The sequence below is a fragment of the Acinetobacter lwoffii genome, from assembly GCF_052078135.1.
Lineage (GTDB): Bacteria > Pseudomonadota > Gammaproteobacteria > Pseudomonadales > Moraxellaceae > Acinetobacter > Acinetobacter lwoffii_Z.
Genome location: NZ_JBQGUZ010000014.1, coordinates 61,193 through 87,290, shown reverse-complemented (window position 1 = coordinate 87,290; position 26,098 = coordinate 61,193). Strand labels below are relative to the sequence as shown.

At 42.8% G+C, this 26,098-nt stretch carries 27 protein-coding genes, 1 tRNA gene and 1 pseudogene; 18 read left to right on the top strand and 11 right to left on the bottom strand.

The features are described from left to right. Nucleotides 1-283 precede the first annotated feature (283 nt). Complete coding sequence (locus ACTL4S_RS10720; protein ID WP_180037464.1) at nucleotides 284-529, top strand: hypothetical protein; 246 nt, start codon at nucleotides 284-286, stop codon at nucleotides 527-529. A gap of 143 nt (nucleotides 530-672) precedes the next feature. After that, a complete protein-coding gene (locus ACTL4S_RS10715; protein ID WP_441299329.1) occupies nucleotides 673-879 on the top strand; it encodes a hypothetical protein in 207 nt (68 codons plus the stop codon). Here ACTL4S_RS10715 and ACTL4S_RS10710 read toward each other — a convergent pair. Next, the gene (locus tag ACTL4S_RS10710; protein ID WP_441299328.1) at nucleotides 863-1,501 is read right to left on the bottom strand and encodes a LysE family transporter; all 639 of its coding nucleotides are present in this window, start codon (nucleotides 1,499-1,501) and stop codon (nucleotides 863-865) included. The genes ACTL4S_RS10715 and ACTL4S_RS10710 overlap by 17 nt on opposite strands. Before the next feature lie 116 nt (nucleotides 1,502-1,617). Next, nucleotides 1,618-2,184, bottom strand: a complete 567-nt coding sequence (locus ACTL4S_RS10705; RefSeq protein WP_441299327.1) for an FxsA family protein — start codon at nucleotides 2,182-2,184, stop codon at nucleotides 1,618-1,620. Nucleotides 2,185-2,309: 125 nt separating this feature from the next. Here ACTL4S_RS10705 and ruvC point away from each other — a divergent pair, with 125 nt between their 5' ends. Further along, nucleotides 2,310-2,855, top strand: a complete 546-nt coding sequence (gene ruvC / locus ACTL4S_RS10700; RefSeq protein WP_441299326.1) for a crossover junction endodeoxyribonuclease RuvC — start codon at nucleotides 2,310-2,312, stop codon at nucleotides 2,853-2,855. 3 nt (nucleotides 2,856-2,858) lie between these two features. Here the strand turns inward: ruvC and ACTL4S_RS10695 are convergent, their stop codons facing one another. Both ACTL4S_RS10695 and ACTL4S_RS10690 read right to left on the bottom strand, forming a co-directional pair. Next, entirely contained in the window at nucleotides 2,859-3,131 is a 273-nt protein-coding gene (locus tag ACTL4S_RS10695; RefSeq protein ID WP_441299325.1) for an acylphosphatase, read from the bottom strand. A 10-nt stretch (nucleotides 3,132-3,141) separates the two neighbouring features. After that, entirely contained in the window at nucleotides 3,142-4,599 is a 1,458-nt protein-coding gene (locus ACTL4S_RS10690) for an NAD(P)H-hydrate dehydratase (RefSeq protein ID WP_441299324.1), read from the bottom strand. 23 nt (nucleotides 4,600-4,622) lie between these two features. Here ACTL4S_RS10690 and queG point away from each other — a divergent pair, with 23 nt between their 5' ends. The 3 genes from queG to bioB all read left to right on the top strand — a co-directional run bounded on the left by queG (nucleotide 4,623) and on the right by bioB (nucleotide 7,182). Beyond that, nucleotides 4,623-5,717 carry a tRNA epoxyqueuosine(34) reductase QueG gene (gene queG / locus ACTL4S_RS10685; RefSeq protein WP_441299323.1) on the top strand — a complete coding sequence of 365 codons (1,095 nt, stop codon included), beginning with the start codon at nucleotides 4,623-4,625 and terminating at the stop codon, nucleotides 5,715-5,717. Between the two features lie 126 nt (nucleotides 5,718-5,843). Next, the gene (locus ACTL4S_RS10680) at nucleotides 5,844-6,047 is read left to right on the top strand and encodes a hypothetical protein (RefSeq protein WP_004278929.1); all 204 of its coding nucleotides are present in this window, start codon (nucleotides 5,844-5,846) and stop codon (nucleotides 6,045-6,047) included. Nucleotides 6,048-6,180: 133 nt separating this feature from the next. Then, entirely contained in the window at nucleotides 6,181-7,182 is a 1,002-nt protein-coding gene (gene bioB, locus ACTL4S_RS10675) for a biotin synthase BioB (RefSeq protein WP_312329254.1), read from the top strand. A 7-nt stretch (nucleotides 7,183-7,189) separates the two neighbouring features. Here the strand turns inward: bioB and ACTL4S_RS10670 are convergent, their stop codons facing one another. Both ACTL4S_RS10670 and ACTL4S_RS10665 read right to left on the bottom strand, forming a co-directional pair. Then, nucleotides 7,190-7,426, bottom strand: coding sequence for a hypothetical protein (locus ACTL4S_RS10670; RefSeq protein WP_441299322.1), 237 nt, complete (start codon nucleotides 7,424-7,426; stop codon nucleotides 7,190-7,192). 669 nt (nucleotides 7,427-8,095) lie between these two features. Next, nucleotides 8,096-8,172, bottom strand: a tRNA-Ile gene (locus ACTL4S_RS10665). A gap of 799 nt (nucleotides 8,173-8,971) precedes the next feature. Here ACTL4S_RS10665 and ACTL4S_RS10660 point away from each other — a divergent pair. Both ACTL4S_RS10660 and ACTL4S_RS10655 read left to right on the top strand, forming a co-directional pair. Beyond that, a complete protein-coding gene (locus ACTL4S_RS10660) occupies nucleotides 8,972-9,526 on the top strand; it encodes a 1-acyl-sn-glycerol-3-phosphate acyltransferase (protein ID WP_004278932.1) in 555 nt (184 codons plus the stop codon). Nucleotides 9,527-9,774: 248 nt separating this feature from the next. Further along, nucleotides 9,775-10,524 carry a YebC/PmpR family DNA-binding transcriptional regulator gene (locus ACTL4S_RS10655; RefSeq protein ID WP_004645516.1) on the top strand — a complete coding sequence of 250 codons (750 nt, stop codon included), beginning with the start codon at nucleotides 9,775-9,777 and terminating at the stop codon, nucleotides 10,522-10,524. Nucleotides 10,525-10,592: 68 nt separating this feature from the next. Here the strand turns inward: ACTL4S_RS10655 and ACTL4S_RS10650 are convergent, their stop codons facing one another. Then, the gene (locus tag ACTL4S_RS10650) at nucleotides 10,593-11,063 is read right to left on the bottom strand and encodes an Lrp/AsnC family transcriptional regulator (protein ID WP_004645518.1); all 471 of its coding nucleotides are present in this window, start codon (nucleotides 11,061-11,063) and stop codon (nucleotides 10,593-10,595) included. A gap of 380 nt (nucleotides 11,064-11,443) precedes the next feature. On the opposite strand from ACTL4S_RS10650, the pseudogene ACTL4S_RS10645 reads away from it, so the two are divergent. Continuing rightward, nucleotides 11,444-12,481: pseudogene (locus ACTL4S_RS10645) on the top strand (hypothetical protein). A gap of 64 nt (nucleotides 12,482-12,545) precedes the next feature. On the opposite strand, the gene ACTL4S_RS10640 reads toward ACTL4S_RS10645, so the two are convergent. Then, nucleotides 12,546-13,310: a glutathione S-transferase family protein gene (locus tag ACTL4S_RS10640; RefSeq protein ID WP_004645522.1), complete on the bottom strand. Its 765-nt coding sequence runs from the start codon at nucleotides 13,308-13,310 to the stop codon at nucleotides 12,546-12,548. 294 nt (nucleotides 13,311-13,604) lie between these two features. On the opposite strand from ACTL4S_RS10640, the gene ychF reads away from it, so the two are divergent. Further along, a complete protein-coding gene (ychF, locus tag ACTL4S_RS10635) occupies nucleotides 13,605-14,696 on the top strand; it encodes a redox-regulated ATPase YchF (RefSeq protein WP_262466605.1) in 1,092 nt (363 codons plus the stop codon). Nucleotides 14,697-14,906: 210 nt separating this feature from the next. Then, nucleotides 14,907-15,524, top strand: coding sequence for a superoxide dismutase (locus ACTL4S_RS10630; RefSeq protein WP_278357450.1), 618 nt, complete (start codon nucleotides 14,907-14,909; stop codon nucleotides 15,522-15,524). Between the two features lie 190 nt (nucleotides 15,525-15,714). Here ACTL4S_RS10630 and ACTL4S_RS10625 read toward each other — a convergent pair whose 3' ends face one another. Further along, nucleotides 15,715-16,212: a hypothetical protein gene (locus ACTL4S_RS10625; protein WP_191112690.1), complete on the bottom strand. Its 498-nt coding sequence runs from the start codon at nucleotides 16,210-16,212 to the stop codon at nucleotides 15,715-15,717. Nucleotides 16,213-16,315: 103 nt separating this feature from the next. On the opposite strand from ACTL4S_RS10625, the gene ACTL4S_RS10620 reads away from it, so the two are divergent. From ACTL4S_RS10620 to dapC, 6 genes are all read left to right on the top strand, one after another. After that, nucleotides 16,316-17,068 (top strand): AzlC family ABC transporter permease, encoded by a 753-nt coding sequence (locus ACTL4S_RS10620; protein ID WP_004278940.1) that lies wholly within the window; start codon nucleotides 16,316-16,318, stop codon nucleotides 17,066-17,068. Then, nucleotides 17,065-17,412, top strand: coding sequence for an L-valine transporter subunit YgaH (gene ygaH / locus ACTL4S_RS10615; RefSeq protein ID WP_004278941.1), 348 nt, complete (start codon nucleotides 17,065-17,067; stop codon nucleotides 17,410-17,412). The genes ACTL4S_RS10620 and ygaH overlap by 4 nt, the downstream gene beginning before the upstream one ends. A 94-nt stretch (nucleotides 17,413-17,506) precedes the next feature. Next, nucleotides 17,507-18,028 carry a hypothetical protein gene (locus tag ACTL4S_RS10610; RefSeq protein WP_441299321.1) on the top strand — a complete coding sequence of 174 codons (522 nt, stop codon included), beginning with the start codon at nucleotides 17,507-17,509 and terminating at the stop codon, nucleotides 18,026-18,028. A gap of 237 nt (nucleotides 18,029-18,265) precedes the next feature. Beyond that, nucleotides 18,266-19,480: a formate-dependent phosphoribosylglycinamide formyltransferase gene (purT, locus tag ACTL4S_RS10605; protein WP_171057027.1), complete on the top strand. Its 1,215-nt coding sequence runs from the start codon at nucleotides 18,266-18,268 to the stop codon at nucleotides 19,478-19,480. Nucleotides 19,481-19,506: 26 nt separating this feature from the next. Further along, nucleotides 19,507-22,179 carry a [protein-PII] uridylyltransferase gene (gene glnD / locus ACTL4S_RS10600; RefSeq protein WP_441299320.1) on the top strand — a complete coding sequence of 891 codons (2,673 nt, stop codon included), beginning with the start codon at nucleotides 19,507-19,509 and terminating at the stop codon, nucleotides 22,177-22,179. Nucleotides 22,180-22,196: 17 nt separating this feature from the next. Next, entirely contained in the window at nucleotides 22,197-23,366 is a 1,170-nt protein-coding gene (gene dapC / locus ACTL4S_RS10595) for a succinyldiaminopimelate transaminase (RefSeq protein ID WP_441299319.1), read from the top strand. Between the two features lie 102 nt (nucleotides 23,367-23,468). Here the strand turns inward: dapC and ACTL4S_RS10590 are convergent, their stop codons facing one another. Continuing rightward, entirely contained in the window at nucleotides 23,469-23,945 is a 477-nt protein-coding gene (locus tag ACTL4S_RS10590) for a glutathione peroxidase (protein ID WP_004278946.1), read from the bottom strand. Then, complete coding sequence (msrB, locus tag ACTL4S_RS10585; protein WP_004645533.1) at nucleotides 23,942-24,361, bottom strand: peptide-methionine (R)-S-oxide reductase MsrB; 420 nt, start codon at nucleotides 24,359-24,361, stop codon at nucleotides 23,942-23,944. Before msrB ends, ACTL4S_RS10590 begins: the two co-directional genes overlap by 4 nt. 228 nt (nucleotides 24,362-24,589) lie before the next feature. On the opposite strand from msrB, the gene ACTL4S_RS10580 reads away from it, so the two are divergent. After that, nucleotides 24,590-26,020: a pyridoxal phosphate-dependent aminotransferase gene (locus tag ACTL4S_RS10580; protein WP_247144048.1), complete on the top strand. Its 1,431-nt coding sequence runs from the start codon at nucleotides 24,590-24,592 to the stop codon at nucleotides 26,018-26,020. The last annotated feature ends 78 nt before the right edge of the window (nucleotides 26,021-26,098 follow it).

Sequence of the window (26,098 nt, the reverse complement as noted above, 5' to 3'; positions counted from 1 at the left end):
GTAAGTTTCAGACTAGCTCAAATAAAGCCTGCTTGATGCGGGCTTTATTTTTAATTAATTTTGTCATTATCTTTTTAGATTCAACTATATTTTTCAGATAATGAATCGTTTGATCATTTTCTTGATACGATCTTAGTCATGTAATTAATTTTTATCCTATATAGATACTATGTAATTGTCGGCAATCTCGTCTTGCCAGCCCAGAAAAGCTCTCCTATTATAGAGCGACAAATCATCTTTCATGATCGAAGAATAAAAAGGATAACATCCTGGGAGAAGAACAATGCAGTATCAATATCATTGTGCCTGCTGTGAAAAAGTAGTCGACTCTACAGAAAAATCATGCTCAAAATGTGGTTCACACCATATTCGCAGCCCTTTTGGTTTCTGGATTTTATGTCTAGTAGCCTGCCTCGTTACAGCAATTGTGTTTAAAGTGGTGCATTTGTATGTGCAGTCACAACAAGAAGTTCCAGTACAACACTCTATACTGGACGTTTTAAAAGAAGAAGATAAAAGACTTCGCTAATTTCTGTACCTCACAGCAAAGACCTGTTCATTCAAGCAGGTCTTTTTATTGCTCTTGAATAATTCAAATAGTGATGCGGAAAACAGCCTCATCAAATCCAGATTTGATTTACAATAGCTGTGGATTTGAATGAGAGATGTACCATGGTTCAGTTAATTAAAAAAGGTGGATTGCGTGAGCGCGCCAACCGTAGCCGCAGTTATCAAGGCTCTGAAAATACTGAGACCACTTTAAAGCCTAATCGTTATCAAACGGCGATTAAAATACCAGACAATTTAGCATCTCCTATCCCAGCCTCACCAACTTCTCCAGCATTAAATGAAGATATACCCCTTAATTCATCAGAATAAGTGCGTCATACCATAACCACAACGCAAATAGCAGAAATAGTCCACCTGAAATCATATCAATATAACTCCCCGAACGCTGGTACAAGGTTTTAATTTTTGGTTGGGAAATCAACAGCATCAATAAAGCAAAGGTAACAAAGGTCTGCAAGGGAATAATCACCGCCAACTGTGCTTTCAAATAATCGGAAGCAGACGAGCTTAAGGCCAGTGAAAATACGCTACTAAAATAAATCAGTGTTTTTGGATTAGAAAGGTTGGTCCATAAGCCCAACATAAAATAGTTTTTAGCTTGCACCTGTCCATTCGTATCGTCGTCGGTCTGATGTCTATTTTTAAAGCTATGCACACCACCCTTTAACATGGCCCATCCCATCTTCGCCAGGAACATGCCACCCAAAAGCATTAAGGCTTGCTGGATCCATGGAAACTGGCCAATTAACACAGTAAAACCCGCAAGTGTCAGTACTACCCAAACCACGATACCGGCAGAGATCCCTGCAATAATTTTCAGGGCATTCTGGCGTGTGGTGGATGCGGCACTTTTGGCAATGAGCAAAACATCGGGACCGGGACTGAGTTGAGCAACAAAATGCAGGAGACAGATCGTAAAAAGCAGAGACATTAAAATCAGGTAAATTTATAAAAATATATTATAGCGTTTGTTCAAAGATATTAGAAAGTTCCAATAAAAAACCGAATCATCAGATTCGGCTTAAATAGAGTTTTTTAATAAAACAATTATTTCGGATTGATATCTTTCATTTCAATTTTTTTCGCCTCAGGTCTCACTTCACGTGCTTCACCATCAATAATGGTGGAATCGCCGCGACCTGATTGCTGATTTTGCATATCCTGCATTTGACGCATCATTTCGGCAAATGGATTCTGGCCTTGTGCCCCACCCATATCGCCCATCATGCCCCCCATCATTTTTTCCATCATGAGTTGCTGACGCTTCATCATCGCTTTCATTATGGCAGCCTTAAAAATCTGCTGAACCGCTGGAATGAGCATCAATACGGCCAATACGTCGGTAATCAATCCAGGAATAAGCAGAAAGAAACCTGCCAGAATTTTAGGTAAATTTCCTGTTAATGCAGGATCTGCACTCATCTGTCCCATCTGCATTTGCTGCATTTGTGGCATTACACCGGCCGAGTATTTACGGATCAGATTCATACCAATAAAAAATGCGGCCACAAACCAGAAAAATACGTACCACATGCTCCCGACGAGGTCACCCACGCCAATCCAGACAAATACTTCTAGGATTAAGCCTGCAAGGATAATAAGAAATAATTTCATGAAAATTAATCTAATCTCAGTAAAATAAATAATAGGATGCTGGAATCAACTGCTTCATCAGGATCAAGCTTTTTTGATACGCTTATGTAACAATATGGGCATTATTCTATTTTTAAAGTGCGGGCATGTCATTAATTATTGGGATTGACCCCGGTTCTCGTTTAACCGGTTACGGAATTATCGAAAAAGACGGCTCCAAACTGACTTTTGTTGATGCCGGCACCATCAGAACAGAAACAACAGAAATGCCTGAACGTTTAAAACGTATCTTTGCCGGCGTGGAGCGCATTGTAAAATTTTATGGTCCCACTGAAGCTGCGGTAGAACAGGTCTTTATGGCACAAAATCCGGATTCTGCCTTAAAACTCGGTCAGGCCCGTGGTGCTGCTGTTGCGGCACTGGTCAATCTGGATTTGAAAGTCGCTGAATATACTGCGCGCCAGATCAAGCAGTCGGTAGTGGGTTATGGCGCTGCGGATAAAGAACAGGTGCAGATGATGGTGATGAATATTCTAAGACTCAGCATCAAACCGCAGCAGGATGCCGCCGATGCTTTAGCTGCTGCTATTTGTCATGCCCACGCCTCAGGAAGTATGAGTAAAATGGCGGTATTGAATGCGTTGGGCGGTATGGCACGCGGCCGGAGTCGCGTCAGTAGCCGTCGTCGATAAGGTTTAACGCAATATTATAAAGTCTTGAGCATCTAGCTCAGATTCCAGATACTCTTGCATAACAGATTTTACAGTTGCACGAGCAGGCCCTTGCCAACTTCGTGCAATCATTTCGCTAAGTTGTGAATCTGTTCCAACAATAACCGCCTCCACCTCACCTGTGCTCAAGTTCTTCACATATCCTTTCAGTCCAAGTGCTTGAGCCTGCTCGGCAAACCAGTAACGGTATCCGACTCCTTGGACTTGGCCTGAAATATTCAGTTTGATGACTGGCACACTATTCTCCTTAGCGATTCACCACCTGATAAATCGCATGCTTCATATCCTGCGCCTGCAAACCTCGTTCGCCATTTTTGGCCAGTTCATCGCCTGCAAGTGCATGTAGCGTCACAATTTCATGCAAATGAATTTTTTGTGCAAATTGCGCCTTTAGACTAGCAATCATACCAGCCAGTACATCCCCCATACCGCCTGTCCCCATACCGGCATTTCCAGCTGTGCATATATAAAGTTTTTCCTCCAGAATCAGACTCCCTGAACCTTTTAGCACCCACTGTCCCTGATATTTTTGTTGCAGTGCATGAATGGCTGCAATCCGATCCATTTCAACTTCCGCAGTGCTACATGCCAGCAAAGTTGCAGCTTCCCCAGGATGCGGAGTCGCATAAGTCTGAGAATTCAAAACTTGAGGCTGCTTGGCCAGAAACCATAAGGCATCCGCATCCAAAACAACCTCCAGATCAGATTGCTGAGTCAGCTCAAACCAAGCTGTATATTGTTGCTCTGACCAAGAATCACGACCTAATCCCATGCCAAAACAGACTGCATCGACCTGCTGAATCAATGCTTGGCGTTGCTCCTGAGTTAAAAGATTGATATCACGCAGCATGATATTTGGTGCACGTGACAAAATCGCAGTATGGTGTTTTGCATCACAGACGATCGTCACTTTACCTGCTCCGGCAGCAAATGCTGCCTCTGCCGCCATGATCACTGCACCGCCCATATCAGCATGTCCACCAATCACCAAGACATGACCATAACTACCTTTATGACCAAAGGCTTCACGCTTCGGCAATTGAATCTCATGTGATGCAAGCTGAGCAATCGGTTGAAGTTCTGCGTCTGTTGGAATAGCAGAAATCAGTTCGATCTTGCCCGCATATTCTTTGCCTTGTCCGGTAAACAATCCTGTCTTGAGCCCCAAACCCGTGAAAGTATAGTCAGCTTTGATCGCAACAGGCAAAGGCTGACCGGTATTGGCATCCAGTCCACTCGGAATATCGATCGAGATTTTGAGTCCATTTTGCCGGTTAATGCCGTGAATAACATTTTGCCAGTCAGAATCCAGCTGACGGTTTAGACCAATTCCGAATAAGGCATCGATATAGACCTCATATTCAGATTGAAAATCAAACTGCGAATAAAGCTGCGAACCGGCATGCTTGGCGTCTTGAATTGATTTGATCAGATCTGGAGATGGGCCAGGCTCTGCCGCATAAATATCAACTTGGAAACCGGCCTGTTTTAAATATTTGGCCACAAGATAGCCATCACCAGCATTATTGCCCTGACCACAGCAGACCGCGATCTTTTTAATTTTTTGCTGAGAAAATAAGGTGATCAGCCGCTGACTAATCCCCCAGGCGACTTGTTGCATTAAACCGTAGGAACTATTTTGCTGCTGAAACCAGCGCTGCTCCCATGCTTGTAGATCGCGGCTATGGTAAACTTGTTGCTGCATTTCTTATTCCCTGTCTTTGGTTTATGACAACTCCCGATTCTCACGCGCAAATTCAAGTTTATCAACAAGATCCAGCCGAACTAAAAGCATGGATTAAAGCGCAGGCTTTAGAATTGGGTTTTTCTGATTGTGTCATTGCCAAACCGGATGCTCAAGCAGAATTAGTACGCTTACAGGAATATCTGGATCGTGGTTATCATGGTGCTATGAAGTTTCTGGAAGACAATCTGGAAAAACGCGCCAATCCCGCCTTACTGGTTCCCGGCACACGCAGCATTATCTGTGTGCGTATGGATTATCTGGTCGAGGCACCAGAACCACGTTATATCCCTTATGCACCTAACTCTGCCATTATCGCGCGTTATGCCCGTGGCCGGGATTATCACAAAACCATGCGGGGTCGCTTGAAAACCCTGGCAACAAGAATCCGGGAAAAAGTCGGAGATTTTGAATCACGCCCATTTGCCGATTCTGCGCCAATTTTTGAAAAATCGCTGGCTGAAAGTGCAGGTATGGGCTGGACAGGTAAACACACCCTTCTGATTCATAAAACATCCGGCTCATTCTTTGTTTTGGGTGAATTGTTTACTTCATTGGAACTGCCTTTTGATGAACCTGCAACGAAACATTGTGGCTCCTGTACTGCCTGTATCGACATTTGTCCGACTCAAGCCATTGTAGAACCGTATATGCTGGATGCACGACGCTGTATCGCCTATCTGACCATCGAATATAAAGGCATTATTCCAGAAGATTTACGACGCGGAATTGGTAACCGGGTTTTTGGTTGTGACGATTGCCAGCTGATATGTCCATGGAACAGTTTTGCCCAAGTGACCTCGATAGAGGATTTTCATCCGCGGCATGGACTGGATCAAGTGAGTTTACTGGATTTATGGCAATGGGATGAAGCCACCTTTTTAAGTGCGACTGAAGGCAGTCCGATGCGTCGTACGGGTTATCAAAGCTTTATGCGCAATATCGCCATTGGTTTGGGCAATGCACCCTTTGATGGGCAGATTATTCCGGCCCTTCAGCAACAGCGTAATCAACATGATGAAATTGTGCAGGTACATATCGATTGGGCCATTCAAGAACAACTGGCAAAATCCAGCTAATTTTTTATCGCCCTTAAAAATATATTTCAACTTTACCTAGCGTCACAGTTTCACTTAAAAGCCTTACACACCCATGTTTCAGACTATGGCATAAATAAAAATAGTCAGAAATGAAGTGGAGGAAAGATGATGTCATCAAAAAATCCAAATCAAGAACTGCTGGAGCAGCTTCAGCATGACCAGCAGAAGCAACAACAGCAGCAGCCGCAACATGGCCCGATTAATTCCCCAAAAAACAATCAGCATGAACAGGATCAGCGCGTGTTTAACAAGCAGCACCGTAGTGATCTGCATGGCCAGGATATTCATGGAAATCACAGTAATAAATAATCTGGCAACTGAAAAACAAAGCTCACCTCGTGTGGGCTTTGTCATTTATATAAGGTCATATTTTGCTAGTGAAGCAAAAGCTTATTTTTATTAAGATGGACCGAATGATAAATAAGCACAGATAGGGAAAGAGATGAACAGTAGTGATGCGGTACGTAATGATTGGTCACGTGAAGAAATACAAGCTCTATATCAACAGCCTTTAATGGATTTAGTGTTCCAGGCGCAACAGGTTCATCGTGAACATTTCACTGCGAATACCGTTCAGGTGAGCACCCTGCTTTCGATTAAAACCGGTAAATGTCCTGAAGACTGTAAATACTGTTCACAATCAGCGCATTATGATTCCAAACTGGAAGCTGAAAAACGTATTGCAGTCGATAAAGTGATTCAGGAAGCCAAACAGGCGCTGGCATCAGGCAGTTCACGCTTTTGTATGGGGGCTGCATGGCGCAACCCACATGAACGCGATATGCCTTATGTGCTGGAAATGGTGCGTGAAGTTAAAGCACTCGGTCTGGAAACCTGCATGACACTGGGGATGCTAAATGGATCTCAGGCTGAACGCTTGAAAGATGCTGGACTAGATTATTACAACCATAATCTGGATACTTCTCGTGAATACTATTCATATATCATCAGCACGCGTAGCTTTGATGATCGTCTGGATACTTTGGATCATGTGCGTCAGGCGGGTATGAAAGTCTGTAGTGGCGGTATTGTTGGTCTAGGTGAAAGCCGTGATGACCGGATCGGTTTATTGTATGAACTTGCAACTCTGGCGATTCATCCGGAATCTGTGCCGATCAATATGTTGGTCCCGATTGAAGGCACACCGATGGCAGATGTAGAAAAACTGGATGTGATTGAGTGGATTCGTACCATTGCCGTAGCACGCTTGTTGATGCCTAAAAGCTATATTCGCCTTTCTGCAGGGCGTGAATCCTTAAGCGATTCGGATCAGGCTTTGGCATTTATGGCTGGTGCCAATTCTATTTTTTCTGGTGAAAAACTGCTGACGACCCCTAATACATCCCAAGGCCGGGATCAGCAACTTTTTGCAAAATTAGGTTTAGTTGCAGAACAGCCAAAACCAAGTGTTCGCAGTCTGGCTACAGATGCAATGGCAAGCTAATCACTGTTTAAGTTGATGAACTCGCAGAAAAGTTATGTGCAGTAATTAAAATGCCATAACGGGCATTCAGATAATCTCCGACTCGGATTTGATCTACTCCATTGGCATGATGCACCATCAGCGCTTGCGTGACTGCATCATAGCTAAAGGAGTCATAACTCTCTTGATGCAGGCTGAGCCAGTGCAGCGTATCTGCCAGGTTGCTGTCGACGATATAGGTATCTGCATGAAAATCTTTACTCATATGCCTGTTCATCGTGATGAAATTTCCCTTTAATTTTAACGGAAATTAGCCCATAACAAGCATAAAAAAGTGAGCCATTGCTCACTTTTCTTGCAAAAACTTTAGTCCTTATTCGTACCGCACTTACGACACTCCCTGTGTTCCCCGATTTCTTGCATTTGCTCATATTCATAAATATGCAAACAAAACAATTTTCTTAAAAGCTGAAGCATCATTGAAACTCCTGTTTAATCATTTTTTTAATACGCTTCTTAAGATATTCCGTCCTGAAACATCATGATTTTTGACTAAAAAATCATCTCATATTAATTAGCATAATTTTTTCAGTTGTAAAATGCATTTCATCTACTTTTCACTTTTTTTGCAGATATTCTTTGAACTACATCACAATTATTTCATAAATATGAACTTTTTTTTGATTAAAGAGGATGTTTATGGAATTTAGATAACAAAAGTAATATCTGAGGGAGATGCTTTTTTATTAAGCTGGTAACGAAGAATCTTTATTGAAAGGCAAACTAGAAAAGTTCATTATCAGTGGAGGCAACCCATTTTAAGTCCTTCGAGATAAGAACGACGATCAATTAAGTGAATTGCTTACTTCAGATTTCATAATATCCAAAAACAAAAAACCCCTTACGATTAATGCACGTAAGGGGTTGTTTTATATGGTGGGCCCAGACAGACTTGAACTGTCGACCAACGGATTATGAGTCCGCTGCTCTAACCAACTGAGCTATAGGCCCTATATGCTGAAAACTTTATTTATCAATAAGTTCAGGCGTCATGAATACTAGCTAAGATTTTTTGGAAAGACAAGTGCTTTTATAACTGCTTGAACATTTAGGCAGCAATCATGGGCGACTTGTCTTAGTCAAAATTCAGTTACTTAAGACTTCAGTATAGGAGGCATATAGAAAAATGAGATACATGCTGCATCATTTAAGACAAATGAGCCTGTCATCTTGAATTTAATCCGGTCTACTAAGGGTAAAACTGATAGATTTAAGGTCTTAGTATATCTATAAGGTATTAAAATTCTTTATTGCTCAGGCAGCACTGTTAAAGGAATAGCCTTGAGCTCAAGAAGATAGAATGACTAGAATTCAGACTTCATTTCTTCGTCTTTATGTAAATCCTGCTTAATTTCGATCAAAGACCATACAATTATAAGCGCAAAAATCAATAGGGAGACTACGAAGGCTGTCATGTACGTCATACTTTTCAATCTCAGAGTAGAAAGAATAAGAAAATAGAAAAGACCTGTATCAGTCTTCTTCTTCGACAAAAGTCTAATAACTAAAGTGTGCTCTGGGTAGTCATTTTTTCATCATTTTAAGACTTTTTTTGTATCTAATGATATTTTTAAGATCTTAATATTGTTTTATTTATATATATTAACTCTTAATCTTGCAGCTTAAAAAGATGAATAAATCATAGATTTTTACATTATTCGCTGATTTTATTGGAAAGCCTATTGACTGTATGGGCGAACAAGATGAAATTATGCAGTTCTCTACATACAGCTTTTACTTCTCCGTACTTATGCTAAATAAATTCCTTGGCGAATCTGCATTTAAACTTGCAGGTTGGCAATATCATGTCGAACCCGATGTGCTTGAAGATAAACAGGTCATTATTGGGTTTGAACATACCTCAATGATGGATGCGGTACTGTCAATTGCCCTGTTCCAGATTTATGACCTCAAGGTTCATACCTTGATTAAAAAAGAATTATTTAAAGGACCGTTTAAACCGCTATTGAACGCTGTGGGTGGTATTCCGGTTGACCGCAAGGCCAGTAAAGATATCGTGACCCAGATGGTGGAACATTTTCAGAACAATGAAAAGTTCAATCTGGTGATTGCTCCCGAAGCAACACGGGCTAAACAAGGTGAAGCACGCAAACCAATCCGTACCGGTTTCTGGCATATTGCCAAGGCTGCCAATGTACCAATCGTGTTGTTATACGCCAATTCCAAAACCAAGCAAGGTGGCATTCTTGGCAAGATCTATCCGACAGACCTTGCGCATGACCTGGCTTTGATCAAGCAACTATATAAAGACAAGGTTGGCCTGGATATCGTTATTCCAGAATAAGCTTTTTAAAAATAAAAGCACGGACATAATCAGCGATTCTGCTGTTTATGTCCAAGTCATCTGTCCATATAAATGTATAAATAGAATTATAAATCCCCCTATCCTCTTTCTATTTTTCCTCGATATTTCACTTTTTTTGTTTTTATCCTGAAATCTCAAATCCAGGCACTTTTTTTTAAAAAAACGCTTATGGTAGAATTTCGGCATTCTGATAGGCATACAGCCAATCTACAAGGAGCATAGTTCGCATGGCGGGTCATTCCAAGTGGGCCAATATTAAGCATCGCAAAGCAAAACAAGATGCGAGTCGTGGTAAAGTTTTTACCAAATACATTCGTGAATTAACCACTGCTGCAAAGCTTGGTGGTCCAGATACTGCAAGCAACCCTCGTCTACGTGCTGTGGTTGAAAAAGCATTATCAGTGAATATGACACGTGACGTGATCAACCGTGCCATTCAACGTGGTGCTGGTGGCGAAGATAACGACGACCTGAAAGAAGTGACCTACGAAGGTTATGGTGTAGGTGGTGTTGCGGTTATTGTTGAAACCATGACTGACAACTTGAACCGTACTGTGCCTGACGTACGTCATTGCTTCTCTAAAACTGATGGTAACTTAGGCACCAATGGTTCGGTGGCATTCCTGTTCACGAAACGTGGTGAGATCACTTTTGAAGATGTGTCTTTGGAAGATCAAATCATGGAAGTGGCATTAGAAGCAGGTGCTGAAGACATCGAAGTCACTGAAGATGATATCTTGGTCATTACCACACCTGAAGCCTTCGGTGAAGTTCAAGATGCTTTAACTGCTGCAGGTTTAAAATCTGACAATGCTGAAGTAGTGATGAGTCCTTCAACCAAAGCAGAAATCACAGACATCGATCAAGCGAAAAAAATCATGAAAATGATTGATATGCTTGAAGATCTGGATGATGTACAAAACGTTTATACCAACGTTGAATTCTCAGACGCAGTTTTAGCAGAACTTGATGCTTAAATATGTCTGATTCAAAAAACGCACCTTAGGGTGCGTTTTTTTATGGCTGTCCACCACCCTAGCTTTGATTAAACTTTATTGAGTAATCCGCTACAGTTAAAGACATTATATTCTTTAATCACAAAGCTGGAATGCAGTGCCACCACATGCTCAATTTTTCCAATCCGCTTAAGCAGGATTTCACTATAATTTTCCATATCCCTTGCCACCACTTCGACAATAAAGTCCGCAGACTGACCGGTGACCAAAAAGGCATTAATCACTTCGGGAATACTTTCCAGTTCTTCCAGGAATTTAGCAAAAGTATCGCTATCATGTTTGCTTAAGGATACCTGTAACAGCACATGCAGGCTGAAACCTAATTTCTGGTAATTGATTTCACGTTTTAAGCCACTGATAATATTATGATCGATTAAGTGTTTGATCCTACGATGCACCGAACTGACAGATAAATTCACCCGCTCGGACAGTTCATTCAGATTGACATCTTCATGGGTCAATATTTCTAGAATATGTTTATCGAAACGATCCAGTTCCATTTTTATACTCTTATATCAATAATCAATAGATGCAGAAAATTTTGCGCCATCTCTGTTATACAATATTTATTTATTTTTCACAAAATTTTCATATTCTGAAATTTTTTCCCAAATGGGATTTCATTTTATAAATACGGTTTTCAGGAGGGTTTAAATGACCGTTAATCGCATAAATTAAAAACATGACCAATGGTATTTTTGATTAAATCTTTATTTTTAAATTATTTAAATTGGGTAAACATGGCAACAGATAGGCTATTCCTGTCAGCCCCTACACGACTTAACCGTCCATCTTTTACAAGTGTATAGAAATAGATTAAAACAAAGGCGCTTTAAAAACAAAAATAGCGCATTTCAAAAATATTACACAAGCAACGGTCATGGCTTCTAAACTTTTAAGCTTGATAAAAACAAAAGTGAGTCCTGTTTTAACCGTCGAAACCCAAAACGAAGAGCTTATTGGGCGGCTTATTCGGTGGAACGACATCAGGTACCCTCACCAATCTTATTGGCAATCTCACCGGATCCAATACTCAACCTTCAGTCAGCTCATTATTAAATAATCTCCTTTCTGGAAGCAGCCTGAGTACGACAAATCTCAGCAATTTATTAACTCAATTTTCTGGTTCGAATGCCTCAAGTTTAAATATTCAAAGCCTGATCAGTAGCTTAACCCAATCCAATGGCGGTAGCTTTAATATTACCCAGGTCACCAACTTATTAAAGAGCTTAATGGGGAGCAATAGCAGCAGCCTAGATCTTGAGGCTATTTCTAAACTGGTGGGCGGCTTATTGGGCGGCAGTACGGGCAATATTGATATTGGTAAAATTTCTCAACTGGTCGGTGGCCTGATCGGCGGTTCTGGCAGTTTAGGTGATATAGATATTGGAGCAATTGCAGGCTTGGTGGGTGGTTTAATCGGTGGCAATGCAGGCGGTGATTTTGATCTTGGTGCTATTACCGATTTAATTAGCGGCTTTGTAGGCGGAAATGCAACAGGTGGTTTTGATGTCGGTGGCTTCACTGACTTACTGAGCGGTCTGATTGCGAATGGTTCAAATGGCATAGATTTAGGTGGATTATTAGGCAATCTCAATCTCGGTAGCGATCTGGATCTGGGTGGTATGATCGAAGGTATTTCCTCTGCTTCAAACGGCTTTGACTTAGGCAGTATTGCCGAAGGTGTTGGTCAGTTGGTTGGTAGTGGCTCTTCGATTGAATTGCCTGACCTCGGTGATCTTGTCCAAGTGTGGGTACGACTGATTCCAATATTGATCTGTCTGCTATCCTGCCGGGCATTAAAGATACAATTCAGAATATCGGCAGTGGCGGTTCTTCATCCGGATTTGATTTTGGTTCACTCCTCAATAATTTTACTAAAAATATTGATATCGACCAGACTAATCCTTGGGGTTAATCATAATCTCATTAAAAAACGCGCTTCATGCGCGTTTTTTTAATTCTTGAATTAGCATTTAAACTTATACACCACGCCAGTCTACCCGTGCATTGCGTTCGGTTCGGTAAATACGGCAAATATATTCACCCAGTGGTAGCTCATTCAAATACTGCTGATAGTCGCGATATTCTTCGGACAAGGTTTCAAAATTTTCTTTTTCCCACGGCGTACCTGGAATCGCCAGAAGCGGTGCCAACATGGAACAGACTGCAATATCCGCCAGACCTAAACGATTTCCGACAAAATAATGCCCACCTTGGCTGACCAGCATCTGATTGAGCTGCTGTACAGCAACATCGATGTGTTGTTTAGATTCCGCCACGGTTTCCTCATTCAATGCATACCCCTTGGCCACCATCGCTTTCAATAAAGGTTTAGAAAATTTTTCAAACTGGCGCAGATAGCCCTGCTCACCAATTAAAATATCCAGAGATTCATGATCAGAAGTCAGTGCTTGAGAGAGCATCCAGCGACGGACATGACGACCCAATTCCAAAGTAATTTCATTAATTTCTAAAGCTTTATTTCGAAAATATCCTTCCGCGTGCAGTAAACGATGTTCTGGATAAGTATCATCCAGATACAGAGCAATCTGGGTGGAATCTGCGATCCATCGATCCTGATCACGCAAAATAGGCAGACGATTCTGACCTGTTTTCAGGCGGGCAAAAGCGCGGTGTACCCCGGGTATCAGATTGTGAGCAACATAGTACAGCTCTTTATGGTCCAGCATCCAACGTGCTTTTTCGCAAAAGTGAGATAAAGGAAACTGGTATAAAGTTCGCATGTATGCTCCATGTTTATCGTTATTGGATCAGGGCGTGTAGGCCGCCGTTTTATTCAGATACTTTAGTCACTCACTTTTAGAAAAACAATGTGATTTTTATTCAAAAGTAAAATACTGGCTGATTATTCCTCTATGGTTGGTGGACTCACGATACATCCCGGAAAGCTCAGCGAGTCATTTTAGGTCGTCAGAAGCATTTGATTGCAATAAACCACAAGCGCATGACCTGACTTTAGCTGTGCTTTCATGTAAAATCGGGAGCAATTTTTATATAACGCTTTTGTGAGTTATTTCATGGGTTTTAATTGCGGTATTGTCGGCTTGCCGAACGTTGGTAAATCTACACTTTTCAATGCCTTAACCAAAGCTGCTATTGCTGCAGAAAACTTCCCTTTCTGTACGATCGAACCAAACACCGGGATTGTACCTGTTCCTGATCCACGTTTAGACAAATTGACTGCAATTGTTAAACCGCAACGTGTTATTCCGACTTCTATGGAATTTGTAGACATCGCAGGTCTGGTAGCGGGTGCTTCTAAGGGCGAAGGCTTGGGTAACCAGTTTCTGGCCAACATTCGTGAAACTGATGCAATTGCTCACGTTGTGCGTTGTTTTGAAGATGAAAACGTCATTCATGTGAATGGTCGTATTGATCCACTAGATGACATCGCTACGATTAATACCGAACTTGCGCTTGCAGACTTGGACGCTGTAGCCAAAGCGATTACGCGTTTGACAAAATCTGCCAAGGGTGGCGACAAAGAAGCGCTTGCCACTAAAGCTGTTCTGGAAAAAATCCAGCCTTTACTGGATGAAGGTAAACCGGCTCGCGCAGCGGACCTAGATGATAACGAACGCAAGCTGGTACGTGGCTTTGGTTTAATGACGCTTAAACCAACGATGTATATTGCCAACGTTGCTGAAGACGGTTTTGAAAACAACCCGCATTTAGATGCAGTCAGAAAATTAGCCGCTGAAGAAAATGCGATTGTAGTTCCACTGTGCAACCAGATTGAAGCTGAAATTTCATTGCTTGAAGATGAAGACCGTGCTGAATTCCTTGAAGCAATGGGCATGGAAGAACCTGGCTTAAACGTGGTGATTCGCGCGGGTTATTCACTGCTTGGCCTACAAACTTACTTCACCGCGGGTGTACAAGAAGTTCGTGCCTGGACCGTAAAAGTTGGCGCAACTGCACCACAGGCAGCAGGCGTGATTCATACCGACTTTGAAAAAGGCTTTATCCGTGCAGAATGTATCGCTTATGATGATTTCGTGCAGTACAACGGCGAAGCCGGTGCGAAAGAAGCAGGCAAATGGCGTCTAGAAGGTAAAACTTACATCGTTCAGGATGGCGATGTTTTACACTTCCGTTTTAACGTTTAAGTCATTGCTGTTAAAAAAAGCCCCTTCTTGGGGTTTTTTTATTGCTTATAAAAAGAGGATTCATACGTATAACAGGCTTTCTGGAAGCGCATAAGATCAACACATATTAACAATAATGATAACTATTCTCATATATGAATATTAAATTAGAGTGTATCTTAAATCTAATGAAAAATAACCTAACTCCATTCTCCCCAAGGAATCCTACCAATGAGCTACACCTTGCCTGCACTACCTTATGCTTATGATGCGCTAGAGCCTCATATCGATAGCAAGACTATGGAAATTCATCATAGCAAGCATCATCAAACCTATATCAATAATATCAATGCAGGAATAGCGGGCACAGAATGGGAAGATTTATCGGTCGAAGCCTTAATTAGCAAATTCAATGAAGTGCCCGAGCAACTCAGACAGAACGTGATCAACAATGCTGGTGGACATGCCAATCATTCCCTGTTCTGGACAGTGATGAGTCCAGACTGCGGTGGTCATCCCGAAGCTGAAATTGCCAAGGCAATCGAACATGAATTAGGAGGATTCGAGGCATTTAAAGAAGCGTTTACCCAAGCAGCGCTTAGCCGTTTTGGTAGTGGGTGGGCCTGGTTAAGTATGGCGCCAGATCAAACGCTTATTGTGGAAAGCAGTGCCAATCAGGATTCTCCGCTGATGCATGGCAATATTCCCCTTTTAGGTCTGGATGTCTGGGAACATGCTTATTATTTACAATATCAAAACCGTCGTCCGGAATACATCTCGGCTTTTTTCAATGTTGTGAACTGGAAAGAAGTAAATCGTCGTTATTTGGAAGCATTAAACACGCTTTAAATCTTTGAGGAGATCGACCATGTCTACACGTACAATGATTCAACGCATGATTGGCAGCACACTCCTGATCTGCGGTGTAATGGTACTTTTATTAGAACATATGTGGATGCCCTATTTTTAAAGCTTATTTTGCTAAAAAAGCCAGTCATTCAGACTGGCTTTTTATAAGTACATTTAAATGGGCAAAGGTTTATTGCATATTGGCAATTGCAGTACCTTTTTGCTTAGGATCGGTATTTCCGAGTGCAGGATGGGCAATGGCATTCTGACATTGCAGTTTATCCCGCTCATAATCCGCCTGTTTTTGTTGCAGGCTGTTGCCATTTTCCATGGTCGTCCGCGCCCAGATTTCCAGACTGGTCAAGGCTTTACGACACAGGGCATATTTGCCTTCGGTTACCGAATCAGTCATTTTGACATTAATACGCCAGTCTGTACTCAATTTACGTGCTGGTTGACGTACCTGTGTTTCCAGCTGATCCACTTCTTTATTATAGACCAGAGGATCCACTTCATTGATCAGTTGCCATGCGGCATTGGCATAAGTCGTCGCATCATTAGTCAGTTTAGGTGCCGGTTTAATTTCTGGCTTATCAGTCGATTGACTGTCATTCCCACACGCTTGTAACAATATTACCGTGCCTATTAAAGCAGCAGTCAGCATCGTACGTGTCTTGAACATCCACATATCAGGCTCGCCAATTTAAACATTTCGGCACTATGCTATTAAATTCACGTAGAATACACAATCTTCATTTGACCCATCGTTCAACTCTCCTTCAAGGTGTGTCGTGTCTGAACCGAATCAACTCGCTACGCAACCTGCTGGCTTCTGGCAAGGTGCAAAAGATAGCCAAGCGATTATCTTCACTTATTTACCGGTGTCGTTTGCTTTTGGTGTGTCAGCTACTCAGTTTGGCTTTACCGCTTGGGAAGCACTGTTCCTGTCCTGTTCGATGTATGCAGGTGCCAGCCAGTTCCTGGTGGTCGCTCTCTTAGGTAGTGGAACATCTATCTGGATGACGGCATTAACCGTGATTGCCTTAGACATTCGTCATCTGCTTTATGGCCCTGCGTTACAAAATCTGATTCAAGACCGGCTGAATTTAAAGAAAACGGCAATCTGGTCTTGGGGTTTGACCGATGAAGTTTTTGCCTCCGGCATGATCAAGCTCTCGCAACGGCGACAGGAATGGTCAGAATCCTGGATGCTCGGTTTAAGCCTGTTTAGCTGGATGTCCTGGGCGCTCGGATCTTTCCTCGGTGGATTGTTTGCTGATCAAGTCAGCAACTTGCCACAGTTCTTGCAGGCAGCGCTGGATTTCTTGTTACCTGCGCTGTTCCTGAGTTTCTTGTTGGCTGCCTTTGAGAAAAAACATACTTTTGTGGTAGCTGTCACGATTCTGGTGTCTGCGATTGCCTGTTATTTTATCGACCTGTCTGCCGCGATTTTTATCGGTATAAGTTCTGGTATTTTCGCAGGCCTGTTCAAGCACTATATTTTGAAACAGCCAGATCCTGAACACGCAGGAGATCAAGCATGAATCTAGAGATTATTCTGGTCGGGATTTTAGTCGGGATTGCCAATTTTGCCTCGCGCTTTGGTCCTTTTTTTGTCATTCAAAAATTTCAGCAAGGTTCGCAAAAACGCGGAGCGTTGTGGCTAAAAATTGCCTTGGGTTCAATTGGCATCGCTGCGATCAGCTCCATGTTGGTAGTTGCTACCCTGCCACCTTTATTAGAAACGCCGAATAAAAGTTTTGCGATGCTGGTTGGCTTTATTGTGCTCACGGTTTTGTACTTTAAGTTTAAACGTATTGTGATGGCGACACTGACCGCAGCGCTCACCTATGGCCTGGTTTACACCTATGTTCCGGTACCCTTTTAAGCTTTAACTAGTTAATCAATCGAAACAAAGACTTATGCTAAACTCATAGTATAGGTCTTTTTTTATATAACAATAAAAACAAGGAAGGATGCGCATGTTTGAGGTCAAACAGGTGATTGAAGGCAAAATCTTTATTCATCATCGGCGCGATGAAATGTTAACCGTATTCCATCGACATGAAGTGCCGGCACAATATTTTGAATGTTTTATCAATGCTCAAAATTTTACCGGACATTTTGTCGAAATACATGCTCAACCAGCAGATCAAGTTCGGGTGGTTTATATTAAAAAGAATAGCACCCATCAAATTATTGCTATGCTTAATCAGAGCAAATACGTGCTGCATCTTCATCCTTTGACATTGATTTTGGGTAAATGGAGCTTCAGACATCGTGTCCTGCCGAATACTCTAAAAATTTTTGCTGGTTTATTTGCGCTCCTTTTTATTTTTTTTCAGCTACCGCCTTTTCAGCAGATCAGTTCCAGCTCACCACCATCTTGCGAGACTGCATTCAATTCACAGTTTTTGGGCTACTGTTATTTTTGCTGTGCTTTGTACTGCATTTTGTATTGCCCTATGCGTATTTCCTGCATGTTCGTACATTACGTCTGTTAAAGATGCTAAATATCAATACTGAACAAGTTGCACAAATAGAAAAGCTCAAGTCTCAAAGCGAGATTTATCTTCTGCAAACGCAGTCTGACAGCGATGTGAAAATGACAGCGCCTCCTTATTAAAATCTAGAAAAACTTTATAAATAAAACTGTTGGTCAATATCACAATTTTGTATGAATCTTGGCTTAACTGTCGGCTCAGTTCTGCTATGCTAAAAGTCCATAAAATCAACCATGGATGATCCACATGAGCGTGACTATTGGTACTCCCCTTCAATCTTCTGCCTATAAAGTTCTATTATTGGGTTCTGGTGAACTGGGCAAGGAAGTGGTGATTTCACTACAACGCCTTGGAGTCGAAGTTCATGCTGCTGACCGTTATGATCATGCCCCTGCCATGCAGGTTGCGCATTATTCCTATACCTTGAATATGGCAGATGCTGTAGAACTCAAACAACTCATCAATCAAATCCAGCCACATTTAATTGTTCCTGAAATTGAAGCGATTGCGACCGAAGTTCTGCTTGAAATAGAAGCCCAGAACATTGCTACAGTCATTCCTTCTGCTAAAGCCGTCAATCTGACCATGAACCGTGAAGGTATTCGTCGTCTGGCTGCGGAAGAACTCGGTCTGCCAACTTCAGCTTACCGTTTTGCCGACAGTTTAGAATCCTTCCGCGCGGCCTGTGACGATGTCGGCTATCCAAACTTTGTGAAACCGGTGATGTCATCTTCAGGCAAAGGTCAGTCTCGTGTTACCCGTTTTGATGAAGTCGATGCTGCCTGGGAATATGCGCAAACCGGTGGCCGGGTCAATCAGGGTACTGTGATTGTAGAATCACAAATTGACTTTGATTTTGAAATTACCTTATTGACTGTTCGTGCAAAAAATCCAGAAACCGGCGAAATCGAAACGTCTTATTGCGACCCGATCGGACATCGTCAGGACTCAGGTGATTATGTGGAAAGCTGGCAGCCTCAACCGATGACTCCAGCCGCGCTGGAAGAATCCAAGCGCATTGCCAACAAGGTCACTACAGCACTTGGTGGCTGCGGAATCTTTGGAGTGGAACTCTTTGTAAAAGGCGACAAAGTATGGTTTAGTGAGGTTTCCCCACGTCCACACGATACTGGACTGGTGACTTTAGCCTCCCAATTTCAAAGTGAATTTGAGCTGCATGCACGTGCTATTTTAGGCTTGCCGGTGAATACTGCACGACATAGTGTGGCTGCCAGTGCGGTAATTTATGCTGGAGTAGATGGCCGTAATCTTTCATTTTCTGGCCTGAATCTTGCTTTAGCAGACGGCAATACCGATTTGCGCCTGTTTGGCAAACCAGAAGGTTTTAAACGTCGTCGTATGGGCGTTGCCACGGCACGTGCAGAAACTATTGAACAGGCACGTGAACTGGCCCTCCAGGTCGCCAACCAAGTTAGCGTCAACCAAAACTAAGCTGAAATACCAACGGACGACTGTACATGATCAACACCCATCCACTGCTGAATTACGCTAAAAGCAACCATGACATTAAAGCCATCAATCAATGGCGCAGTGATGTCGAAAATCAGCTTCAGGAAAGTTTTGAAAATGGACAGTCGATTCGGGATATTATTCTGGCGCGTTCCAACCTGATTGATGAAGCATTGCAGTTTCTCTGGCAGCATGCCGAACTGGATCAAACTGATTTGGCCCTGTTTGCAGTCGGAGGCTATGGCCGTCGTGAAATGCTGCCTTATTCTGATGTCGACATCATGATCTTGTCAGAAGACGAGATTAACCCGGAACAGGAACAACTGATTTCTACATTCATTTCATCGCTTTGGGACGTGGGGAATTTCAAACCCGGTATCAGTGTCCGCACCATCAATGAATGTGTCAATCAGGCCAGCAGTGATCTGACCGTCGCCACCACCCTGATCGAAGCCCGCCTGATTATTGGCAATGAAAACCTGTGCAAATGGCCACGTCGCATCGTGTCACGTACCTGGACCGACAAAACCTTTTTTGATGCCAAGATGGATGAGCAGCATAAACGCTATGCTCAGCACAACAATACCGAAAGCAATCTGGAACCGGATATTAAAAATGCGCCGGGCGGTATTCGTGACATCAACCAGATTGGATGGATTGCCAAACGGCATTTCCGCGTCAATCGCATTTACGATCTGGTGCACCTCGGTTTTATTTCAGAATTTGAACTCGGTGTGCTCGAGGAAGCAGAGAGTTTTCTCTGGGAAATCCGTCATCACCTGCACCGCCTGACCAAGCGCGATGAAAACCGCTTACTGTTCGATTATCAGCGCGACATTGCAGCCAAATTTGGCTATGTACGTGAAGAGGCGCATCATCCGAACTATCCAATTGAACAGTTCATGAAGCGCTATTACCGCAGTGCGCAGCAAGTGTCTACACTGAACGAAATGCTGCTGGCCTATTTTAATGAATCGGTCATTACGCCACGTTTACCGCAATATGAACGCCAGATCGAAGAAATCAACCAGAACTTTAAACTGGTCGATGGCAAACTGGCTGTGCAACATCATAAGATTTTCTCGGAAAATCCAAGCGCAATTCTGGAAATTTTCTATCTGCTGGCCAATCGTCCTGAAATCGAAGGCATTCGTGCGCGTACCTTACGCCTGCTGACCTTGGCTGGAAAACGTATTGATCAGGATTTCCGTGATAATCCGGTGCATCAGGCACTGTTTATGGCGATTATCCGTTCACCGCATCGACTCTATGACACCATGGTCGCGATGAAGCGTTATGGTGTGCTTGGAAATTACATTCCGGCCTTTGGACAAATTCTGGGACTAATGCAATATGACCTGTTCCATATCTATACGGTCGATGCGCATACCTTATTGCTACTGCGGAACTTAAACCGCTTTAAAGAACCTGAATTTGCCAAGGAATTTCCGGTGGTCAGTTCAGTGTTTCAGCGTCTGACCCGTCGTGACATCGTCTATCTGGCAGCAATTTTCCATGATATTGCTAAAGGTCGTGGCGGTGACCACAGTGAACTCGGTGCCAGCGATGCGATTAAATTCTGCCGTAGCCATGGCTTTACTGAACGCGAAAGCAATCTGGTGGCCTGGCTGATCCAAAATCATCTGATGATGTCGGTGACTGCCCAGAAAAAAGATATTTCCGATCCGGATGTGGTCAAAGAATTCGCCGAAAAAATGGGTGACATGGAACATCTGGATTATCTGTACACCCTGACAGTCGCCGATATTAACGCCACCAATCCGAAGCTGTGGAATACCTGGCGCGCTTCGCTGATGCGTCAACTATATACTCAGGCACGTGACGTAATCCGTTCTGGTCTGGGCCGTCCGGTTGATTATCAAATGCTGATTGAAGATACTAAATTTGCAGCCAGTGAACTTCTGGTTCAGGACTTCTCACTGGATGAGGTAGAAAAAGTCTGGCAGGAACTTGGTGATGACTATTTCCTCAAAGAAACAGCAGATGAAATTGCCTGGCATACCCGTGCCATTTTACAACACGGCGATAATCCTGCTCCACTGGTGCTGATGCGGGCGCACCGTAAATATGCGCAGGATGCGGTACAGATCTTTATTTATACGCAGGATCAACCCAACCTGTTTGCCACCACCGTGGCTATTCTGGATCGTATGAATCTGGATGTACAAGACGCACGGATTATTACAGCGACTAAAGCCTTCAGTCTGGATACCTATGTGGTACTGGACCGTTTTGGTACCTTATTGACCGATCCGGAACGCGAAGCCACAGTGATTGAAGCCCTAAAAGATGCCTTGAGTCATTCAGATGAATATCCTGGCTTGATGCAGCGCCGGATTCCACGTCAATTACGTCATTTCGATATTGAAAATACAGTCGATATCAGTATCAATCCTGCCTTGAATCAGAATATGGTTGAAATTGCCACTCTCGATCATCCTGGTTTACTTGCCAAAATCGGTGGTTTATTTATGATGCAAGGCCTGGATATCCACTCTGCCAAAATTGCCACACTTGGCGAACGTGCCGAAGATATTTTCTTTGTCACCAAAAAAGATGGCAACCCTATGACACCTGGAGAATCTGCCGAATTTGCAGCTGCACTTAAAACTGCGCTGGATGAAGCTTCTCATCAGGTTTGTAGTCAACACTCACATTAAAACGCGGTTACTTATTCATGAACTCTAGCTTGTCTCTACTGCATCCTTATCCGTTTGAAAAGTTAAATCAGCTTTTTGCGGATATCCAGCCTGCAAATATGCCCTTAATTCCCCTGTCGATTGGCGAACCAAAGCATCCTGCACCGGAGTTTGTGAAACAAGCGATTATTGATAACTTTAAACATTTATCGACTTATCCAAACAGTAAAGGCCTGCCGGAGCTACGTGAAAGTATCGCCCAATGGCTGACGCGCCGTTTTCAGCTAAATAGCATCAGGGCAGACAGCAATATCCTGCCTGTTTCTGGTACGCGTGAAGCGATTTTCTCGTTTGTACAGGCTTTGGTGAATCGTGAAGATGCACCTTATGTGGTAATGCCGAATCCATTTTATCAGATTTATGAAGGTGCAACGCTGCTCGCAGGTGCCAAACCTTATTTCATCAACTGTACTGAGGAAAATAACTACCTTGGTGATTTTGATGCGGTTCCGGCAGAAGTCTGGGAAAAAACGGCATTGCTATTTGTCTGCACCCCGGGCAATCCAACCGGTGCAGTGCTATCCAAAGAACAGTTTAAAAAACTGATTGCCCTGTCGAATCAATACAACTTTGTGATTGCTTCAGACGAATGCTATTCGGAACTGTGGTTTGACCAAGCACCCGTAGGTTTACTGGAAGTTTGTGCTGAAATTGGCCGGGATGACTATAAAAACTGTGTGGTGTTCCATTCACTGTCTAAACGCTCTAACCTTCCGGGCATGCGTTCAGGTTTTGTTGCCGGTGATGCCAGCCTGTTAAAACCTTATTTGCAATACCGTACTTACCACGGCGCAGCGATGCCGGTTCAGCACCAGTTAGCTTCAATTGCTGCCTGGGATGATGAAGCACATGTGGAAGAAAACCGGGTGCAATACCGTGCCAAGTTTGATTTATTCCAGAAAGAACTTGGTCATCTGCTGCCACTCAAAAAACCGGATGCAGGTTTCTATTACTGGTTAAAAGTCGACAATGATGAAGCCTTTGCCAAACGTTTGATGGAAGAAGCACATATTAAAGTTCTTCCGGGTCGTTATTTATCCCGCGATACGGAACAAGGTAATCCGGGTGAAAATCATGTGCGTTTAGCACTCGTAGCCGATCTGGCGCAATGTGAAGAAGTCATTCAACGCCTTAAAGCCATTCTCTAAGTTTAAGTCATCACTAAAAAACCCACTTTAGATAAGTGGGTTTTTTAATTAACATTAGATGAGCTCTATTTTTATTTCATACTGAGAAAATAACGTTGAGTCTTACAACACTTTGGCAATTTCATCCTCAAGATCTTCAGGCTTGGTGGTCGGAGCAAAACGGTTCAATACCTTGCCATCACGCCCGATCAGGAACTTGGTAAAATTCCATTTAATTCCATTGCCTAAAATACCTTTGGAATTATTAGTTAAATATCGAAAAATGGCGTGCGCTTCAGGGCCTTTGACATCCACCTTGGAAAACATCGGGAAAGATACGCCGTAATTTTTCTGACAAAATTCACCAATCTGTTCATTGGAACCTGGATCTTGACCACCAAACTGGTTACATGGAAATCCCAAAATTTCCAGACCTTGATCTTTATATTTTTCGTAAAGTTTTTCTAATCCTGAAAACTGGGGGGTAAAACCACACTTACTCGCTGTATTGACGATCAAAAGTACCTTGCCTTCATAATCTGCAAGTGGCTTGCTTTTGCCATCTAACAATTCAGCTTCGAACTGATAAATGTTAGTCATGGATAGGTTTCCTCATCATTTTTTTCTTGTGTTTCTAAGTCCAAAGAAGCCGAGTTGACACAATAACGTAAGCCCGTCGGTTCTGGGCCATCCGGGAAAACATGCCCTAAATGTGCGTCACAATGATGACAAACAATCTCAGTTCTGACCATTCCGTGTGAAGTATCAGGTAATTCTTCTACCACCGAACTGCTGACGGGACGGTAGAAACTTGGCCAGCCACAGCCGCTATCATACTTGGTCTCAGACGAGAACAGTGGCGTGCCGCAGCAACGGCATACATAAGTGCCATCTTGCTTGGTATTCCAGTATTTTCCAGTAAATGCCGGCTCGGTTCCCTTCTCGCGCGTAATGCGAAACTCCTCAGGTGATAACTCTCTTTGCCATTCCCGGTCTGATTTATTGAGTTTTCCCATGATCACATACCTTTTTATCTTGCTATTTAAAATAGGATAATCCTATATTTACGTGATTCATTTTAAAAATTCTAGTCTTTATTCAACATTTTACAAAAGACATATAATGCCCAAAAAAGCAAAAAGAAAGCAAATATAAAAATAAAAGTAAGCAATTTTTACATTAAATGTTTTTTAGTGAGCAAATTTAATGGTATTCTTAGCTCTAAATTTGCTCAGGATTAAAAAATGTCGCAAAAAAAGAGCGTAATTTTTAAAAATCTGCTGCCTGTCATCAAACAATATCAGCAGCTTGGATTTACGCATGAAAAAATTGTTGCACTACTTCGAGATGAACATGATCTCGATCTAGTCACAACTGAGACATTTAAAAGTTATTTATATCGTTATGCAAAAGTGACCTCCACTCCTTCCGAGAACATCAAAATGCCGAACACTTTCCAAACCCCTCGCGAGATCAAGAAATCATCTAAGCTCGAGCATGTATGCTACGACATCCGCGGACCTGTGTTACGAGCGGCCATCGAGATGGAAGAAGCCGGTCACAAAATTATCAAATTAAATATTGGCAATCCTGCCCCATTCGGTTTTGAAGCGCCGCAGGAAATTATCAACGATGTGGCTTTAAACCTGCCGAATGCGATTGGCTACACGGATTCCAAAGGGATTTTCCCGGCGCGTAAGGCGATCTGTCAGTATTATCAGCAAAAAGGCATTCTAGATATGCACGTCAATGACGTCTATATCGGTAATGGTGTGTCTGAACTGATCGTGATGGCCATGCAGGGTCTGCTGGATGATGGCGATGAAATGCTGATTCCAATGCCAGATTATCCACTCTGGACGGCGGCAGTGAATCTATCTGGCGGTACAGCGATTCACTATAAATGTGATGAAGAAAATCACTGGTATCCAGATATTGCTGATATGGAAAGCAAAATCACGCCAAATACCCGTGGTATTGTGATTATTAACCCGAATAACCCGACCGGTTCGGTTTACCCACGTCATGTGTTGCAGCAAATCGTCGACTTGGCCAAGAAATATGACCTGATTTTATTTGCTGACGAAATCTACGACAAAATTATTTACGATGGAATCGAGCATGTTGCTGTAGCAGCTCTGGCTGGCGATCAGCTTTGTGTCTCGTTTAACGGTTTATCTAAAGCCTATCGTATTGCTGGTTTCCGTTCCGGCTGGATGGCCATTACCGGCGATAAAGCACGTGCAGCAGACTATATCGAAGGTCTGGATATGCTGGCGTCGATGCGTCTGTGTGCCAACCATCAGGCACAATATGCGATTCAGACCGCACTGGGCGGTTATCAGTCAATTAACGACCTGATTCGTCCGGGCGGGCGTTTATATGAACAGCGCAACATTGCCTGGGAAATGCTGAACGAGATTCCAGGTGTGTCTTGTGTCAAACCTGAAGGTGCGATGTACTGCTTCCCGAAACTGGATCCGAATGTGTATCCAATCCAAGACGATGAAAAGCTAATGCTGGATTTGTTACGTGCCGAGAAAGTGCTTCTGGTTCAAGGTACAGGCTTTAACTGGCCGACACCGGATCATTTCCGTGTAGTATTCCTGCCGGCTGAAAATGAACTGCGTGAAGCTATTACGCGTGTTGGCCGTTTCCTAGCCAAGATGCGTTAATTCTTGAAATAGACAATATAAAAACCGCGTTGATACGCGGTTTTTTATTTCTCTGAGAAAATTCAGGCTTTTGACTGA